6 protein-coding genes are annotated in these 18,152 nt (G+C 65.3%); all 6 read left to right on the top strand.

The window, feature by feature from the left end:
- The first annotated feature begins 295 nt into the window (after positions 1-295).
- The 6 genes from FW796_RS09770 (at position 296) to FW796_RS09795 (ending at position 18,004) form a co-directional block, all read left to right on the top strand.
- Positions 296-13,312, top strand: coding sequence for a non-ribosomal peptide synthetase (locus tag FW796_RS09770; protein WP_446439286.1), 13,017 nt, complete (start codon positions 296-298; stop codon positions 13,310-13,312).
- A 210-nt stretch (positions 13,313-13,522) separates the two neighbouring features.
- Entirely contained in the window at positions 13,523-13,861 is a 339-nt protein-coding gene (locus FW796_RS09775; RefSeq protein WP_446439287.1) for a hypothetical protein, read from the top strand.
- A gap of 90 nt (positions 13,862-13,951) precedes the next feature.
- A complete protein-coding gene (locus tag FW796_RS09780) occupies positions 13,952-14,989 on the top strand; it encodes a ParB/Srx family N-terminal domain-containing protein (RefSeq protein WP_446439288.1) in 1,038 nt (345 codons plus the stop codon).
- A 148-nt stretch (positions 14,990-15,137) separates the two neighbouring features.
- Positions 15,138-16,187, top strand: coding sequence for a hypothetical protein (locus FW796_RS09785; RefSeq protein WP_446439289.1), 1,050 nt, complete (start codon positions 15,138-15,140; stop codon positions 16,185-16,187).
- 539 nt (positions 16,188-16,726) lie between these two features.
- Positions 16,727-17,083 carry a DUF6124 family protein gene (locus FW796_RS09790; RefSeq protein WP_337154004.1) on the top strand — a complete coding sequence of 119 codons (357 nt, stop codon included), beginning with the start codon at positions 16,727-16,729 and terminating at the stop codon, positions 17,081-17,083.
- Positions 17,084-17,191: 108 nt separating this feature from the next.
- A complete protein-coding gene (locus FW796_RS09795) occupies positions 17,192-18,004 on the top strand; it encodes an alpha/beta fold hydrolase (RefSeq protein ID WP_041119330.1) in 813 nt (270 codons plus the stop codon).
- Positions 18,005-18,152: the final 148 nt, after the last annotated feature.

The raw sequence follows: 18,152 nt of genomic DNA on the forward strand, positions 1-18,152 counted from the left end.
CTGAATGATAATGATTGTCAATTGAGAAAAAGAACTAATGCTCTCTGTCGGTGCAGATTGAGAACGGCTGCTCGTTCATGGGGTGGATCAGGGCCATGAAGGGCAGCATGCGGACTAATTATTTCAAGACGTCATCCGTTCTCATTGGAGAAAGATTCCGGGCAGCAGGCCCGGCCACGGCGCTTTCCGGATGCCCATGATTTACTTATAACTATTTGATTTATAGATAGTTTTTTAAGTTATGGCAGAGCGAGGCCCGATCTCCATTGCAAGCATAATCCTGGCAGGAAACCCCATGACGGACGCGTTCGAACTCCCCAGTACCCTGGCCCAAGCCCTTCAACGCCGGGCAGTCCTGGCACCTGATCAAGTGGCGTTGCGTTTCCTCGCCGAAGAGCAGGCGCAGAGCGTGGTCCTCAGTTATCGGGATCTGGACCTTCGTGCGCGGACCATTGCGGCCGCCCTGCAAGCCGATGCCGAGCAGGGGGATCGGGCGGTCCTGTTGTTCCCCAGTGGTGCGGATTACGTCGCGGCGTTTTTCGGCTGCCTGTATGCCGGGGTCATCGCGGTGCCGGCCTATCCGCCGGAGTCGACCCGTCGTCATCACCAGGAACGCTTGATCTCGATCCTTGCCGACGCCGAGCCGCGTCTGCTGCTGACCAGCGCCGGGCTGCGGGAGTCGCTGGCGCAAATGGACGAGCTGCAGGCCGCGGGCGCACCACACCTGCTGTGCGTGGACACCCTGGACGCCGGGCTGGCCGAAGACTGGCAGGCGGTTGAGCTTAAGGACGACGACATCGCCTTCCTGCAATACACCTCCGGTTCCACTGCGCTGCCCAAGGGCGTGCAGGTCAGCCACGGCAATCTGGTGGCCAACGAGCTGTTGATCCGTCGCGGTTTCGGTATCGACCTCAACCCGGACGACGTGATCGTTAGCTGGCTGCCGCTGTACCACGACATGGGCTTGATCGGCGGCCTGCTGCAACCGATTTTCAGCGGCGTGCCCTGTGTGCTGATGTCACCGGCCTACTTCCTGGCGCGGCCCGTACGCTGGCTGGAAGCGATCAGCGAATACGGCGGCACCATCAGCGGCGGCCCGGATTTCGCCTACCGCCTGTGCAGCGAGCGAGTCAGTGAATCGGCCCTGGAGCGTCTCGACCTCAGCGGCTGGCGCGTGGCTTATTCCGGTTCGGAGCCGATCCGCCTCGACACCCTGGAGCGCTTTGCCGAAAAATTCAGCGCCAGCGGTTTTTGTCGCGACAACTTCCTGGCTTCCTACGGCCTGGCCGAAGCCACTCTGTTCGTCGCCGGTGGCGTGCGCGGCCGGGGCATCCCGGCCCTGCACCTGGACGACCAGGCCCTGGCGCAGAACCGTGCCGAGCCGGGGCAGGGCAGCGCGATGATGAGCTGCGGCTTCAGCCAGCCGGAACACGCCGTGCTGGTAATGGATCCTCAGCAACTCAGCGAATTACCTGACAACCGCATCGGCGAAGTCTGGGCCGCCGGGCCGAGCATTGCCCACGGCTACTGGCGCAATCCCGAAGCCAGCGCCAAGACCTTCGTTCAGCATGCCGGCCGTACCTGGCTGCGCACCGGTGACCTGGGTTTCATGCGCGACGGTGAGCTGTTCATCACCGGGCGCCTGAAGGACCTGCTGATCGTGCGCGGGCACAACCTGTATCCCCAGGACATCGAAAAGACCATCGAGCGCGAAGTGGAAGTGGTGCGCAAGGGCCGGGTGGCAGCGTTCGCGGTCAGCGACCAGGGGCAGGAAGGTATCGGCATCGCTGCGGAAATCAGCCGCAGCGTGCAGAAGATCCTGCCCCCCGAAGCGCTGATCAAGGCCATCCGCCAGGCCGTGGCCGAAGCCTGCCAGGAAGCGCCCAGCGTGGTGGTGTTGCTCAACCCCGGGGCCCTGCCGAAAACCTCCAGCGGCAAGTTGCAGCGCTCCGCCTGCCGCACCCGTCTGGCCGATGGCAGCCTGGATTACTACGCGCTGTTCCCGCAAGCCGGCAGCGAACCCGCGCGGGTCGGCGAAGGTTCCGGCGACGCGCTGCAAAGCCTGATCGGGCGGATCTGGCAGGAACAACTGCAATGCACGGCAGTGGCCGCCGACGATCACTTCTTCCTCCTGGGAGGCAACTCCATCGCGGCCACCCAGGTCATGGCCCGCCTGGGTCAGGAACTGGGCCTGGAGTTGAGCCTGCGCCTGTTGTTCGAGGCCCCGACCCTGGGCGCCTTCAGCGCCGCCGTGGCGCGCCTGCAACAGGACGGCGGCGTGGCCCAGGGCAGCATCAACGCCCTGTCGCGCCAGCAGCCGCTGCCCCAATCCCTGGCACAGAACCGTCTGTGGATCACCTGGCAACTGGACCCGCACAGCAGCGCCTACAACATTCCCGGCGGCCTGCGTCTGCGTGGCGAACTGGACGAAGACGCCCTGCGTACCAGCTTCCAGCAGTTGCTCCAGCGCCACGAAGCCCTGCGCACGCGCTTCTTCGAGCGTGACGGCCAGGCCCTGCAGCAGGTGGACGCCGCTGGCGAATTCAATCTGCAAGTGATCGATATCAGCGATTTGCCTGTGGCCGAGCGTGAAGCCCGCGCCCTGCAGATCCGCGAGGATGAAGCCCGCACCCAGTTCGACCTGGAGCAAGGCCCGCTGTACTGGGCGACCCTGGTGCGCCTGGATGACGAAGAGCACCAACTGCTGCTGACCTTGCACCACATCATCGCCGACGGCTGGTCGCTGAATGTGCTGATCGACGAGTTCTCCCGGCTCTACGCCGCGGCGGCCCAGGGGCAAAACCTGGACCTGGCCCCCCTGACCTTGCAGTACGCCGATTACGGCAGTTGGCAGCGTCAATGGCTGGCCCAGGGCGAAGGCCAGCGCCAGCTGGACTACTGGAAGCGCCAGCTGGCCGGCGAGGCTCCGGTACTCAGCCTGGCCACCGACCACCCGCGCTCGGCCCAGGTCCGCCACAGCGCGGCGCGCCACAGCCAGCGCTTGAGCGCGACCCTCAGCGAGGCGATCCGCCAGACTGCCCAGGCCCAGCAAGTGACGCCGTTCATGCTGTTGCTGGCCACCTTTCAGACCCTGCTGCACCGCTACAGCGGACAGACCGATATCCGCATCGGTGTGCCCAACGCCAACCGTCCGCGCCTGGAAACCCAGGGCCTGCTGGGCTTTTTCATCAACACCCAGGTATTGCGCGGCCAGCTGGATTCGCGCCAGACCTTCGCCGAGCTGCTGCAACAGACCCGCCGCACCGCCCTTGAAGCCCAGGCTCATCAGGACCTGCCCTTCGAACAGTTGCTCGAAGCCCTCCCCGAAGCCCGCGAGCAAGGCCTGTTCCAGGTCATGTTCAACCACCAGCAGCGCGACCTCAGCGCCTTGCGCCGTCTGCCCGGGCTGCTGGCCGAAGAGCTGCCGTGGCACAGCCGCGAGGCCAAGTTCGACCTGCAACTGCATACCGAGGAAGACCGCAACGGCCGCTTGAGCCTGGCGTTCGACTACGCCGACGAGCTGTTCGAGGCGACCAGCATCCAGCGTCTGGCTGGGCACTTCATCAGCCTGCTGGAGCATGCCTGCCAGCAACCGGACAGCGCCCTGGGCGACTTGCCGTTGCTCGGCAAGGCCGAAGCAGCGCAGCTGCAGCAATGGAGCGTGGCCCCCTGTGCGCCCGCCGAGCGTTGGTTGCCGGAGCGCCTGCAGGAACAACTGCAGCAGACCCCGGAGCGCACCGCGCTGGTCTGGGACGGCGGCCAACTGAGCTTTGCCGAACTCCACGCCCAGGCCAACCGCCTGGCCCACTACCTGCGGGACAAGGGCGTCGGCCCGGACGTGTGCGTGGCCATCGCCGCCGAACGTTCGCCGCAACTGCTGATCGGCCTGCTGGCGATCATCAAGGCCGGTGGCGCCTACGTACCCCTGGACCCGGACTACCCCGCCGAGCGCCTGGCCTACATGCTCGAAGACAGTGGCGTGGAGCTGCTGCTGACCCAGACCCATTTGCTGGGCCAGATGCCCGAGGCCCAAGGCGTCAGCACCCTCGCCATGGACAGCCTCAAGCTCGACAGCTGGCCGAGCCAGGCCCCGGGCCTGCACCTGCACGGCGACCACCTGGCCTACGTGATCTACACCTCCGGCTCCACCGGTCAGCCCAAGGGCGTCGGCAACACCCACCGCGCGCTGATGGAGCGCCTGCAATGGATGCAGGACAACTACCAGCTGCACGCCGACGATGTGCTGATGCAGAAGGCTCCCATCAGCTTCGACGTGTCGGTGTGGGAGTGCTTCTGGCCGCTGATCAGCGGCTGCCGCCTGCTGCTCGCCGCCCCCGGCGAGCACCGCGATCCCCATCGCATCGCTCAGCTGGTGCAGGAGTACGGCGTCACCACGCTGCACTTCGTGCCGCCGCTGTTGCAGCTGTTTGTCGAGGAGCCGTTGAGCGCCCAATGCCACAGCCTGCGCCGGGTGTTCTCCGGTGGCGAAGCTTTGCCCGCCGAACTGCGCAACCGCCTGCTGCAACTGTTGCCGAACGCGCAACTGCACAACCGCTACGGCCCCACCGAAACCGCGATCAACGTCACCCACTGGCAGTGTTCGGTGGATGACGGCGAGCGCTCGCCCATCGGCCGCCCGCTGGGCAATGTGCTGTGCCGGGTGCTGGATGCCGAGCTCAACCTGATGCCCGTCGGGGTGCCCGGCGAGCTGTGCATCAGCGGCCAGGGCCTGGCCCGGGGTTACCTGGGGCGCCCGGCGCTGACCGCCGAACGCTTTGTGGTCGACCCCCTGAGTGAGGAGGGTGCGCGCCTGTACCGCACCGGTGACCGCGTACGCTGGTGCGCCGACGGCGTGCTGGAATACCTCGGTCGCCTCGACCAGCAGGTCAAGCTGCGGGGCTTTCGGGTCGAGCCGCAGGAAATCGAAGCGCGGCTGCTGGCCCAGGACGGCGTGGCCCAGGCCGCAGTGCTGGTGCGGGACACCGTCGCCGGTGCGCAGTTGATCGGCTACTACACCGCTAATGCCACCGACGAAGATCAAACCGAACACAGCGCCCGGCTGAAAAATGCCCTGGCCGCTGAACTGCCGGAGTACATGGTGCCGGCGCAACTGCTGCGCCTGGACGCCATGCCCCTGAGCCCCAGCGGCAAGCTGGATCGCCGGGCCTTGCCGGAGCCGCAATGGCAGGTGCGCGAGCACGTCGAGCCGGGCACCGATCTGGAGCGGCAGATCGCCCAGATCTGGCGCGAAGTGCTGGGGCAGCCACGGATCGGCCTCAAGGACGACTTTTTCGCCCTGGGCGGGCATTCGCTGCTGGCCACCCAGATCATTTCCCGTACCCGCCAGGCCTGCGATGTCGAACTGCCGTTACGGGCACTGTTTGAAGCCAGCGAACTGGGGGCCTTTGCCGAACAGGTGCTGCTGATCCAGCAATCCGGTGCGCGCAATCAGCAGCCGCCGATTGCCCGGGTCGACCGCAGCCTGCCGGTGCCGCTGTCCTATTCCCAGCAGCGCATGTGGTTCCTCTGGCAGATGGAACCCGATAGCCCGGCCTACAACGTTGGCGGTATGGCGCGGCTGTCTGGCGTGCTCGACGTGGGCCGTTTCGAGGCGGCGTTGCAGGCACTGATCCTGCGCCATGAAACCCTGCGCACCACCTTCCCCAGCGTCAATGGCGTGGCCCATCAGCAGGTGCATGCCGATACCGGCCTGCGCATGGCCTGGAAGGATTTCTCGGCCCTGGCTCCGGATGCCCGGCAACAACGCCTGCAACAACTGGCGGACAGCGAAGCCCACCAGCCCTTCGACCTGGAGACCGGCCCTTTGCTGCGCGCCTGTCTGGTCAAGGCCGGCGAGCAGGAGCACTACTTCGTCCTGACCCTGCACCACATCGTCACCGAAGGCTGGGCCATGGACATCTTCGCTCGCGAGCTGGGCGCGCTGTACGAAGCCTTCCTCGACGACCGCGAATCGCCCCTGGAACCCTTGCCGGTGCAGTACCTGGATTACAGCGTCTGGCAGCGCCAGTGGCTGGAATCCGGCGAGCGCCAGCGTCAGTTGGACTACTGGACCGGGCAACTGGGCCGCGAACACCCGCTGCTGGAACTGCCCAGCGACCGGCCACGCCCAGCGGTGCAAAGCCACCAGGGCGAGCTGTACCGCTTCGATTTGAGCGACGAACTGGCGGCCCGGGTGCGCGCCTTCAATGCCGAGCACGGCCTGACCCTGTTCATGACCATGACCGCCGCGTTGTCGCTGCTGCTGTACCGCTACAGCGGCCAGAGCGACCTGCGCATCGGCGCGCCGGTGGCCAACCGCATCCGTCCAGAAAGCGAAGGGCTGATCGGCGCCTTCCTCAACACCCAGGTGCTGCGTTGCCAGCTCGACGGGCAGATGAGCGTCGGCCAGTTGCTGGAGCAGGTACGCCACACCGTGATCGAGGGCCAGTCGCACCAGGACCTGCCGTTCGACCATCTGGTGGAAGCCTTGCAACCACCGCGCAGTACCGCCTACAACCCGCTGTTCCAGGTGATGTGTAACGTCCAGCGCTGGGAGTTCCAGCAAAGCCGGCAGTTGGCGGGCATGACCGTGCAATACCTGGTCAACGATGCCCGGGCCACCAAGTTCGACCTCAACCTGGAAGTCACCGACCTGGATCAGCGTCTGGGCTGCTGCCTGACCTACAGCACCGACCTGTTCGACGAGCCGCGCATTGCGCGCATGGCGGCCCATTGGCGCAATCTGCTGGAGGCCTTGCTCAGCAATCCGCAACAGCGTCTGTGCGAGTTGCCGCTGCTGCACGCCGAGGAGCAGCAACAGCTGCTGGACAGTTTGAGTGTCGAGCCCGGCGAGCAACGTCTGGACCAGTGCATCCACCACCTGTTCAGCGAACAGGCCCTGGCCCGCAAGGACGCCCCGGCCCTGACCTTCGCCGGACAGACCCTGAGCTACAGCGAACTGGACAGCCGCGCCAACCGCCTGGCCTGGATGCTTCGTGAGCGTGGCGTGGGCCCGCAAGTGCGGGTCGGCCTGGCGCTGGAGCGTTCCCTGGAAATGGTCGTGGGCTTGCTGGCGATCCTCAAGGCCGGTGGCGCCTACGTGCCCCTGGACCCGGAATACCCCCTGGATCGCCTGCACTACATGATCGAGGACAGCGGCATCGGCCTGCTCCTCAGTGATGCGCGGATGTTCGCCGCCCTGGGTGAGTTGCCGACGGGTGTCGGTCGTTGGTGCCTGGAGGAAGACGGCGCGCTGCTGGCCGACTACCCGGCCGGCGAATTGCCCTTCATCAGCCTGCCCCAGCATCAGGCGTACCTGATCTACACCTCCGGCTCCACCGGCCAGCCCAAGGGCGTGGTGGTGTCCCACGGGGAAATTGCCATGCACTGCCAGGCGGTGATCCGTCGTTTCGGCATGCGCGCGGACGATTGCGAGCTGCACTTCTATTCCATCAACTTCGACGCCGCCACCGAGCGCTTGCTGGTGCCGCTGCTCAGCGGTGCCCAGGTGGTGCTGCGGGCCCAGGGCCAGTGGGACGCCGAGGAAATCTGCCAGCTGATTCGTCAGCATCGCATCAGCATCCTCGGCTTCACCCCGAGCTACGGCAGCCAGTTGGCCCAGCATCTGGCGACCCAGCAGCAGACCCTGCCGGTGCGCATGTGCATCACTGGCGGCGAGGCCCTGACCGGCGAACACCTGCAGCGCATCCGCGCGGCGTTCCAGCCGAGCCTGTTCTTCAACGCCTACGGCCCCACCGAAACCGTGGTCATGCCCTTGGCCAGCCTGGCGCCTGAGCACTTGGCGGACGGCGTGGCCAGCGTGCCGATCGGCCGCATTGTCGGGGCGCGGGTGGCTTACATTCTCGATGCCGATCTGGCGCTGGTGCCTCAGGGCGCGACGGGTGAGCTGTATGTCGGCGGTGCCGGTCTGGCCCAGGGTTATCACCGTCGTCCGGGGATGAGTGCCGAGCGCTTTGTCGCCGACCCATTCGCCACCGATGGCGGGCGCCTGTACCGCACCGGGGATCTGGTGCGCCAGTGCGCCGACGGCCAGCTGGAGTACATCGGCCGAGTCGATCATCAAGTGAAAATTCGCGGCTTCCGCATCGAGCTGGGGGAAATCGAAACCCGTCTGCTGGATCATCCGGCTGTGCGTGAAGCGGTGGTGCTGGCTCTCGACACCCCGGCCGGCAAACAGCTGGCCGGCTATTTGGTCAGCGAAGTGGCCGAGCACAACGAGGTGCAGCAGGCCAACCTGCGCGAAGCCCTCAAGCAGCAGCTGAAAACCCAGCTGCCGGACTACATGGTGCCGACCCACCTGATCCTGCTCGGCAGCATGCCGCTGACCGCCAACGGCAAGCTCGATCGCCGAGCCCTGCCGATGCCCGATCCGGAGCTCAATCGCCAGCAGTATGTGGCGCCGAGCAACGAGCTGGAACAGACCCTGGCCGGGGTCTGGGGCGAAGTGCTGAACGTGCAGCAAGTGGGCCTCAACGACAACTTCTTCGAACTGGGGGGCGACTCGATCCTGTCGATCCAGGTGGTCAGCCGCGCCCGCCAGCTGGGGATTCATTTCACCCCGCGGGACCTGTTCCAGCACCAGACCGTGCAGACCCTGGCGCGGGTTGCCAGCCACACTCAGCGCGTCAGCGCCGAGCAGGGCCAGCTCAGTGGCGAAGCGCCGCTGACGCCGATCCAGCACTGGTTCTTCGACAGCCGTATTCCCCAGCCGCAGCACTGGAACCAGGCCTTGTTGCTGGAACCGCTGGGCACCCTGGATGCGTCGTTGCTGGAGCAAGCCCTGCTGGCGGTGCTGGAGCAACACGACGCCCTGCGCCTGCGCTTCAATCGGTCGGGCGGACAGTGGCGTGCCGAGTACCTGCCGCTGTCCGATGCTCCCTTGTTGTGGCAGGTGCGGGTGCCGTCCATGGACACCTGCGAGGCGCTGTTCGCCGATGCCCAGCGCAGCCTCGACCTGGAACACGGGCCGCTGCTGCGGGCGGTGCTGGTGGACGGCCCTGAAGGCGAGCAACGGGTGCTGCTGGCCATCCACCACCTGGTGGTGGACGGTGTGTCCTGGCGCGTGCTGCTGGAAGATTTGCAAAACGCCTATCGTCAGTTGCAAGCCGGACAGGCCCTGAACTTGCCGGCCAAGACCAGCGCCCTGCGGGACTGGTCGAGCCGCCTGCAAGCCTATGCCGGCAGCGAATCCCTGCGTGAAGAACTGAGCTGGTGGCAGCAACAACTGGCTGGCCCGGCCGCGCAACTGCCGGGCTTGAATGCCGCTGGCAGCCAGCAGCATCAACAGGCCCGCAGCCACAGCGTGACCCTGGATGCCGAACGCACCCGCCAGTTGCTGCAACAGGCTCCGGCGGCCTACCGCACCCAGGTCAATGACCTGCTGCTGACCGCCCTGGCTCGGGTGCTGTGCCGCTGGAGCGGGCAGCCTTCGGCCCTGGTGCAACTGGAAGGCCACGGCCGCGAGGCGCTGTTCGACGAGATCGACCTGACCCGCACCGTGGGCTGGTTCACCAGCGCCTATCCGCTGCGCCTGACGCCGTTGCAGGTGGAGGAAGCGGCCGGGCAGGGCGCGTCGATCAAGGCCATCAAGGAACAACTGCGGGCCGTGCCGCACAAGGGCCTGGGTTATGGCGTGCTGCGCTACCTGGCAGATGCAAGCTGCCGCGAGGCCCTGGCGGCGCTGCCGCTGGCGCCGGTGACCTTCAACTACCTGGGGCAGTTCGACCAGAGCTTTGGCGCCGATGCCTTGCTGCGCCCGCTGGATGAATCCGTGGGCCCGGCCCACGCACCTGAAGCCCCGTTGCCCAACGAGCTGAGCATCGACAGCCAGGTCTATGGCGGCGAACTGGTGCTGCGCTGGACCTACAGTGGCGAACGTTTCGATGCCGAGTTGATCGGCGAGCTGGCGAGCGCCTACCTGGGCGAGCTGCAGAGCCTGATCGCCCATTGCCTGAAGGACGATGCCGGTGGCCTGACGCCGTCGGACTTCCCCCTGGCGCGCTTGACCCAGGCCCAGCTCGATGGCCTGCCGGTGCCGGCGGCGCAGATCGAAGACGTCTACCCGCTGACCCCGATGCAGGAAGGCATGCTGCTGCACACCCTGCTGGAGCCGGGCACCGGCCTGTATTACATGCAGGACCGCTACCGCATCAACAGCGAACTGGACCCGGAGCGTTTCGCCCAGGCCTGGCAGGCGGTGGTGGCCCGCCATGAGGCTCTGCGCGCGTCCTTCTGCTGGAACGTCGGCGAAGACATGCTGCAAGTTATCCACAAGCCGGGCCGCACCCCGATCGAGTTCCTCGACTGGAGCGCGGTGCCCGAGGCCGAGCAAGAGGCCAAGCTGCAGGCCCTGCATAAACAGGAGCGTGAGGCCGGCTTCGATCTGCTCAATCAGGCGCCGTTCCACCTGCGGCTGATCCGCGTCGGCGCTGCGCGCTACTGGTTCATGATGAGCAACCACCACATCCTCATCGATGCCTGGTGCCGCTCGTTGCTGATGAACGACTTCTTCGAGATCTACACCGCCCTGGGCGAAGGTCGCGAGGCGCAGCTGGCGGTGCCACCGCGTTACCGCGACTACATCGGCTGGCTGCAGCACCAGAGCCTGTCGCAGGCGCGGCAGTGGTGGCGGCAGAACCTTGAAGGTTTTGAACGCACCACGCCGATCCCCAGCGACCGGCCGTTCCTGCGCGAACACGCCGGCGACAGCGGCGGCATGACAGTCGGCGACTGCTACACCCGCCTCGATGCCCGGGACGGTGCGCAACTGCGCGAGCTGGCGCAACAGCATCAGCTGACCATCAACACCTTCGCCCAGGCGGCCTGGGCCCTGGTGCTGCGGCGCATGAGCGGCGATCGCGACGTGCTGTTCGGCGTCACCGTGGCCGGGCGCCCGGTGGACATGCCGCAGATGCAACGCACCGTCGGCCTGTTCATCAACAGCATCGCCCTGCGGGTCAAGCTGCCCGAGGAGGGGCAGCGCTGCAGCGTGCGCCAGTGGCTCAGCGGCTTGCTCGACAGCAACATGCAGCTGCGCGAATACGAGTACCTGCCGCTGGTGGCGATCCAGGAAACCAGCGAACTGCCCAAGGGCCAGCCGCTGTTCGACAGCCTGTTCGTGTTCGAGAACGCCCCGGTGGAAGTCTCGGTGCTGGACCGTGCCCAGAGCCTGAACGCCAGTTCGGATTCCGGCCGTACCCATACCAACTTCCCGATCACTGCCGTGTGCTACCCGGGGGATGACCTGGGCCTGCACCTGTCCTACGACCAGCGCTACTTCGAGCAGGCGACCATTGAGCGCATGCTCGGCGAGTTCAAGCGCCTGCTGCTGGCCCTGATGCAGGGTTTCCACGGCGACATGGCCGAACTGCCGCTGCTGGGTGAAGAGGAGCAGGACTTCCTGCTCGCCGGCTGCAACCAGAGCGAGCATGAGTACCCGCTGGAGCGCAGCTACGTGGAGCTGTTCGAGGCCCAGGTGGCAGCCCATCCGCAACGCGTTGCCGCCAGTTGCCTGGATCAGCGCTATAGCTATGCCGAGTTGAACCAGCGCAGCAACCGTCTGGGCCACGCCCTGATCGCCAACGGCGTGGGTTTTGATCAGCCGGTGGCCTTGCTGGCCGAGCGCGGCCTGGAACTGCTGGGCATGATCATCGGCAGCTTCAAGGCCGGGGCCGGCTACCTGCCCCTGGACCCGGGCCTGCCAAGTCAGCGCCTGGGCCGCATCATCGAACTCAGTCGCACGCCGATCCTGGTCTGCAGCGCGGCCTGCCGCGAACAGGCCCAGGCCCTGCTGGACGAGTTCGCCTGTGCCGGGCGTCCGCGGCTGCTGGTCTGGGAGGAGCTGCAAGCCGCCGGGCATGCCGAGAGCAACCCGGGCCGCTACAGCGCGCCGGACAACCTGGCCTACGTGATCTACACCTCCGGTTCCACCGGCCTGCCCAAGGGCGTGATGGTGGAGCAGCGCGGCATGCTCAACAACCAGCTGAGCAAGGTGCCGTACCTGCAACTGAGCGAGGCCGACGTGATCGCCCAGACGGCGTCCCAGAGCTTCGACATATCGGTCTGGCAGTTCCTTGCCGCACCGCTGTTCGGCGCCCGGGTCGACATCGTGCCCAACACCATCGCTCACGATCCCCAGGGCCTCCTGGCCCACGTCGAGGAGCAGGGCATCACGGTGCTGGAGAGCGTGCCGTCGCTGATCCAGGGCATGCTCGCCCAGGACGCTATCGCCCTGGATGGCCTGCGCTGGATGCTGCCCACCGGCGAGGCCATGCCACCGGAGTTGGCGCACCAATGGCTGCTGCGTTATCCACAGGTCGGCCTGGTGAACGCCTACGGTCCGGCGGAATGCTCCGATGACGTGGCCTTCTTCCGCGTCGACCTGGCCTCGACCCGGGGCGCCTACCTGCCCATCGGTACGCCCACCGACAACAACCGCCTGTACCTGATGGACGAAGCCCTGGAGCTGGTGCCCCTGGGCGCGGTCGGCGAGTTGTGCGTGGCCGGCACCGGTGTCGGCCGCGGTTACGTCAGCGACCCGTTGCGTACAGCGCTGGCCTTCGTGCCCCATCCGTTCGGTGCTGCGGGCGAACGCCTGTACCGCACCGGCGACCTGGCACGCCGGCGCAGCGACGGCGTATTGGAATACGTTGGCCGTATCGACCACCAAGTGAAGATCCGTGGCTATCGCATCGAACTGGGGGAAATCGAAGCGCGCCTGCACGAACAGCCGGAACTGCGCGATGCCGCCGTGGGTGTGCAGGAAGGGGTCAACGGCAAGCATCTGGTGGGCTATCTGGTCGCCAGTGACTCAAGCCTGAGCCCGAGCGAGTGCCTGGAGCGGATCAAGCCGCGGCTGCGCGCCGAGCTGCCGGAATACATGGTGCCGCTGCACTGGCTGTGGCTGGAACGCCTGCCCCTCAACGCCAACGGCAAGCTCGATCGCAAGGCCCTGCCGGCCTTGGAGATCGGCCAGCTGCAGAGCCAGGACTATCAAGCGCCGGGCAATGAACTGGAGCAAACCCTGGCCGATATCTGGGCCGAGGTGCTCAAGGTCGAACGAGTGGGCGTGCGCGACAACTTCTTCGAGTTGGGCGGGCATTCCTTGCTGGCCACGCAGATCGCCTCGCGGGTACAGAAAACCCTGCAACGCAACGTACCGCTGCGGGCCATGTTCGAATGCAGCACGGTGCAGGAGTTGGCCGCGTACATCGACGGTTTGGGTGCCAATGAAATCAGCGAGGAGAAGGTCGACCGCCTGAGTGACCTGATGGCCGAGCTGGAGGGCTTGTAAGCTTTTACGGCGGGCGCAGCCACCCCAAAGGCTGCGCCTCACTCCTTCAGGAAGGTCGCCCATTCAGGCTTTACGGCCGCTGCATAACCGAGCGGTCTCTACAGGAAGCCTATACAGGGGGGGAAATACAAAGGCAGTATTAAGCTAAGGGTTTGGTTTGCCCTTATCGATTGGACTGAGCATGAAGAAAAAATGACAAGGATGCACCGAATGAAAGCAGAGTTGCGAGGCGGCGAAAAAATCATCAAAGAAGGGCCAGCAAACCTTCAAAGAAATATTGAGACGGTGGGCGGAAGGCTTTTTTTGACGAACCAGCGTGTGCTATTTGTCGCGCATAAATTTAACTTTCAAAGCGCTCCTGACGAGATTGAAATCTCAAACATCCAGTCATTGCAGCCGGCATGGACTAGATTTTTAGGTCTTATCCCCGTTTTCCCCAACTCTTTATCTGTTTTTACAAAGCAGGGTATAGAGTCTCGATTTGTACTATTTGGCCGTGACGCATGGGCTGCTGCCATTGCTGCAACCATGAATGGGGCCAATGGCTAAATAACCTTCAGTTTGAAATAGTCCGCCGCGCATTGCCCGACAGCAGCCCTGTCGGGCTTTGTCGTTTCAGACAGTTCAAGGAGCGGAACCATGGCAGAACAGCTTTACTGGCACGACATCGAAGACTCCCTGGGCAACTGGAGTGGCCTCGGTGTTGAAGTCGAAGCGGGCGCCACGGACAGGCCGCCGCTGCACCTGCGCACCGGCAACAATGCCCGGATCAAGCTGATGCACCACGACACGCCACTGTTCTGGGCCACCTTCGCCTGGGATCACGGCGGCGTCTGGCTGGTGCGCAACCCGCTGGCGGAAGGCGCCGAATGCCGAATGCTGGCCCCCATCGACTCACCCACAGTCCAACAGTACGCAGCCCTGGCGCCTGAGCTACGGATCAAGGCCTGGAGCCGCTATTTCGTCAGCCGCCTCAGCGAAAGCGCCCGGCACTTCCTCACCCCCGGTTTCTGGCTGGCCCAGAGCCTGCTGCCGGAGCCCTCCAGCACCGCGAACGGCCTGGACCACTGGCGCTTCACCTCGGTGATCGATCCTTTGACCCACGTGCCCAGCTGGCACCTGTACGGCGAGGATTTTCTCGACAACCTGCAACCCCAGACCCTGGAGTGGATCGACTGGTGGCACGGCGGCGGCAAGCTCATTGGCCTGCACCGGGTCGATCCCCAAGCCGGGCGCTTGAAATGGTGGCGCAAGAAGGCCCGGGAAGGCAGCCTGCCGCCGATTCTGCTGTGGTACGTCGGCGGGCTGGCCTCCTATGTGGTCATCGATGGGCATTACCGCTTGCAGGCGGCCATTGCGGAAAACCTCGCGCCATCATTCATCGTCCTCAGCGCCACCCGCGAGCGCGACTTCACGCCGAGCCTGGAGCATCAGCAGCGGGTCATGGATTCACTGCGCAAGCGCGGCGACGCGGTGCCGCGCAACCCGGCCCTGAGCACCGAGCACCTCAACCGGGTGCTGATCCAGGCGTTCGATGACCGGCCGCAATACCGCAGCGCTACCCCGGCCTGGGCCGGCAACGAGCCGCAATCGCAGTGGTGCGACGAGGTGTGCCAGTGCCTGAGCGGGCAAGGGCTGGAGGACCAGATGGAGGCGGTGATTGCCCGGCGTGGGTAGGGCGCTGGCCGTGTTCGCTGGCAAGCCAGCTCCTACAGGGGGGCTGCTTGTAGGAGCCGGCTTGCCGGCGAACAGGTCCCCAAACACTCTGCTATATTCGCGCCCGTCCGCCGCAGGGCCGGTCATTGATTAAGGATTATGGACAATCGTGGAACAGATTTTCTGGCGTGACATCGAGGATTTGGCCGGCCACTGGAACGGCCTCGGCGTGGACGTCAAATGCTCGGCCAACAGCAAGCCCAACCTGTGCCTGCTCAGCGGCAACAACCGCCGCATGCAGTTGGTGCTGGGGGACCAGACCCTGCTCTGGGGCACCATGTCCCGCTGCCTCTACGGCGTGTGGCTGGTGCGCAATCACCTGCAGGAGCAACTGCCGCAAACCCTGGTGGGACCCATCGACTCGCCTCAGGTTGAACAACAGGCGCGCCTCGACCCGGCCCAGCGCCTCAAGGCCTGGAGCCGCTTCTTCGTCGAGCAACTGATGCAGCACCAGCCGGACTTCTTCTACCCCGGCTACTGGCTGGTGCGGGCCCTGCGCCCGCAGTCCCAGAAACCCCTGCGGCCGCTGCTCAGCGGCACCGAAGCCTGGTACTTCAAGGGCGGTGAAGATGCCCAGAGCCATATGCCGCAGTGGGCGATCTACGGCCGCAACATCCTCGACAATCAGCAGCCCGGCTCGGCGCGCTGGGTCGAGTTGTACGAGGGCGGCGGGGCGGTGGTCGGCCTGCATGCCGTGGCCCCCCATTCCGGGCGCTTGAAATGGTGGCGCAAAAAAGCCCGCGAAGGCAGCTTGCCGCCGATCCTGCTGTGGTATGTCAGCGGCCTGAACTGCCACCTGATTCTCGATGGTCATTACCGCCTGCAGGCGGCCATCGATGAAAACCTGCCACCGGAGTTCCTGGTGCTCAGCACGCCGCGGCTCTACCACTATCGCCCCAACCCGCAAGAGCAGCAGAAAGTGCTGGGGGCGCTGCAAGTGCAGGTCCAGCGCAACAACCTGGACACCAGGCGCTTCAACCAGTTGCTGATCAGCACCTTCGATGATCGGCCGTATCACGGCTTCGGCAGCCAGTCGTGGGCGGGGATTGCCTCGGAGCAGGCGTGGATCGAGCAGGTCAGCGGCATTCTCAAGGAGCGCGGTGACCTGAGCGACCTGGAGGAAATCCTCGAACGCGAGGCGCCGGAAGAGTACCGCTGAGGCCCAGCCCTAAGGCGGACACGCCCTCTGTAGGAGCTGGCTTGCCAGCGAACAGGCCCGTAATCCATACGCCAGCCTGAAGGACGCCTTCGCCGGCAAGCCGGCTCCTACGGGCGGGGATACGTGTTGTAGGAGCTGGCTTGCCAGCGAAGAGGCCCGCAAGCCATGCGCCAGCCTGAAGGACGCCTTCGCCGGCAAGCCGGCTGGAAGGTCGCTGGGATGGCGTTTAGTCGCTTTCTTTTGTAAGGCATTTCCGAGAAACTGCGGGCCGCTTGAATGCGTCGGGTGGGCGGGCTAGGGTTCCGGAGCCATCGCCCAATCGATGGCTCGGATGTGCAAGTCCGACCGTTACCAGACGCATAAGCGCTCAGTCATGCCTGAGCGATTTCATGTTCGCCGTGTTATGGCGGCCGTGCGCGGGAGATCTTCGGATCTGCCGGGGTTCTGGTAACTCGGTCTTGCACACCCGCGTACGGCTGCCACCTTATTCGTGTGCAAGCGAACGGTGTCAGCTCCTTGTCATTACCAGGAGTTTGACCATGAAAAAGCTCGTCCCCGATCCCCCCACGTCCTATCGCGATCCCGCCCTCAAGGCCGCCAACGCCACCCTGCGCGTGGCCCTTGCCCGGCAACCGCTGGACTCCGCGCTGTTCCAGCTCACGACCCAAGCCAAACCCGTTTCCCCCGACTCGCTGTTCAGCGTGCGCGAAGGCGTTAGCGCCGAAGAGGCCTTGGTGCACGTGGCGTTGTTGCTCAAATGCGCCGAAGAGGTCTGCGATGAAATCACCCAGCAGGGCAGCGGCCTGGAGCGCGGGCTGATCTGGTCCATGGTGCATTCGGTGGAGATGGCCCGCGCGGTGGTGGAGGCCTTGCTCGACGGCCAGCGCGGGGCCTGAATCCGGGCATCTCCTGATACGTTTTTGTCGCCCCGGTCCGATTGACTGAGCCTGGTTCACGGCACAGTCTGTCGGACCTTTTTCGTCATTCCCTATAGGAGCTAGCCGATGCCTTTCGCCACCCTCGATGGACAACCGTTGCACTACCTTGACCAGGGCCAGGGGCCGGTGGTGTTCCTGGCCGGCAGTTATTTGTGGGACACGAGCATGTGGGCGCCGCAGATCGAGGCGTTGTCGGCACAGTACCGGGTGATTGCCGTGGACCTGTGGGGCCATGGCCAGTCCGGGCCGTTGCCGGCAGGCACCGCGTCGCTGGACGATGTGGCACGGCAGATGTTGGCCTTGCTCGATCATTTGCAGATCGAACGGGTGACCCTGGTGGGCTTGTCGGTGGGCGGCATGTGGGGCGCGCGTCTGGCCCTGGCGGCGCCGCAGCGCATCGACGGGTTGGTGCTGATGGACACTTACCTGGGCGCCGAGCCTGAGCCGACCCGGCAGTATTACTTTTCCCTGTTCCAGCAGATCGAGGACAGCGGCCTGATCGCCGAAGCGCTGCTGGATATCGTGGTGCCGATCTTCTTCCGTCCGGGTATCGATCGGCAGTCGGCGCTGTTCCAGGATTTTCGCGCCAGCCTCGCGGCGCTGCCCGCCGAGGGCCTGCGCCAGAGCGTGATTCCCATGGGGCGCATTACCTTCAGCCGGGCGGATGTGCTGGATCAGTTGGCGCATTTGGATGCGCGCAACACCTTGCTGCTGTGCGGCGACCAGGACCAGCCGCGGCCGCCGGCGGAAACCATCGAGATGGCCGAACGCATCGGCTGCCCTTACCAGCTGGTTCCCGAGGCCGGGCATATTTCCAGCTTGGAGAACCCGGAATTCGTGACCCGGGCCTTGTTGGGGTTTTTACAGCGCAATGGTTGAAGCGCGATTTTTCCGTCGTAGGAGCTGGCTTGCCAGCGAAGGGGCCCGCAAGCCAGGCGCCCGTCGCAAGGACGCTTTCGCCGGCAAGCCGGCTCCTACGGTTGGGGATACGCGTTGTAGGAGCTGGCTTGCCAGCGAAGGGGCCCGC

The sequence above is a fragment of the Pseudomonas sp. 910_21 genome (genome assembly GCF_052850735.1).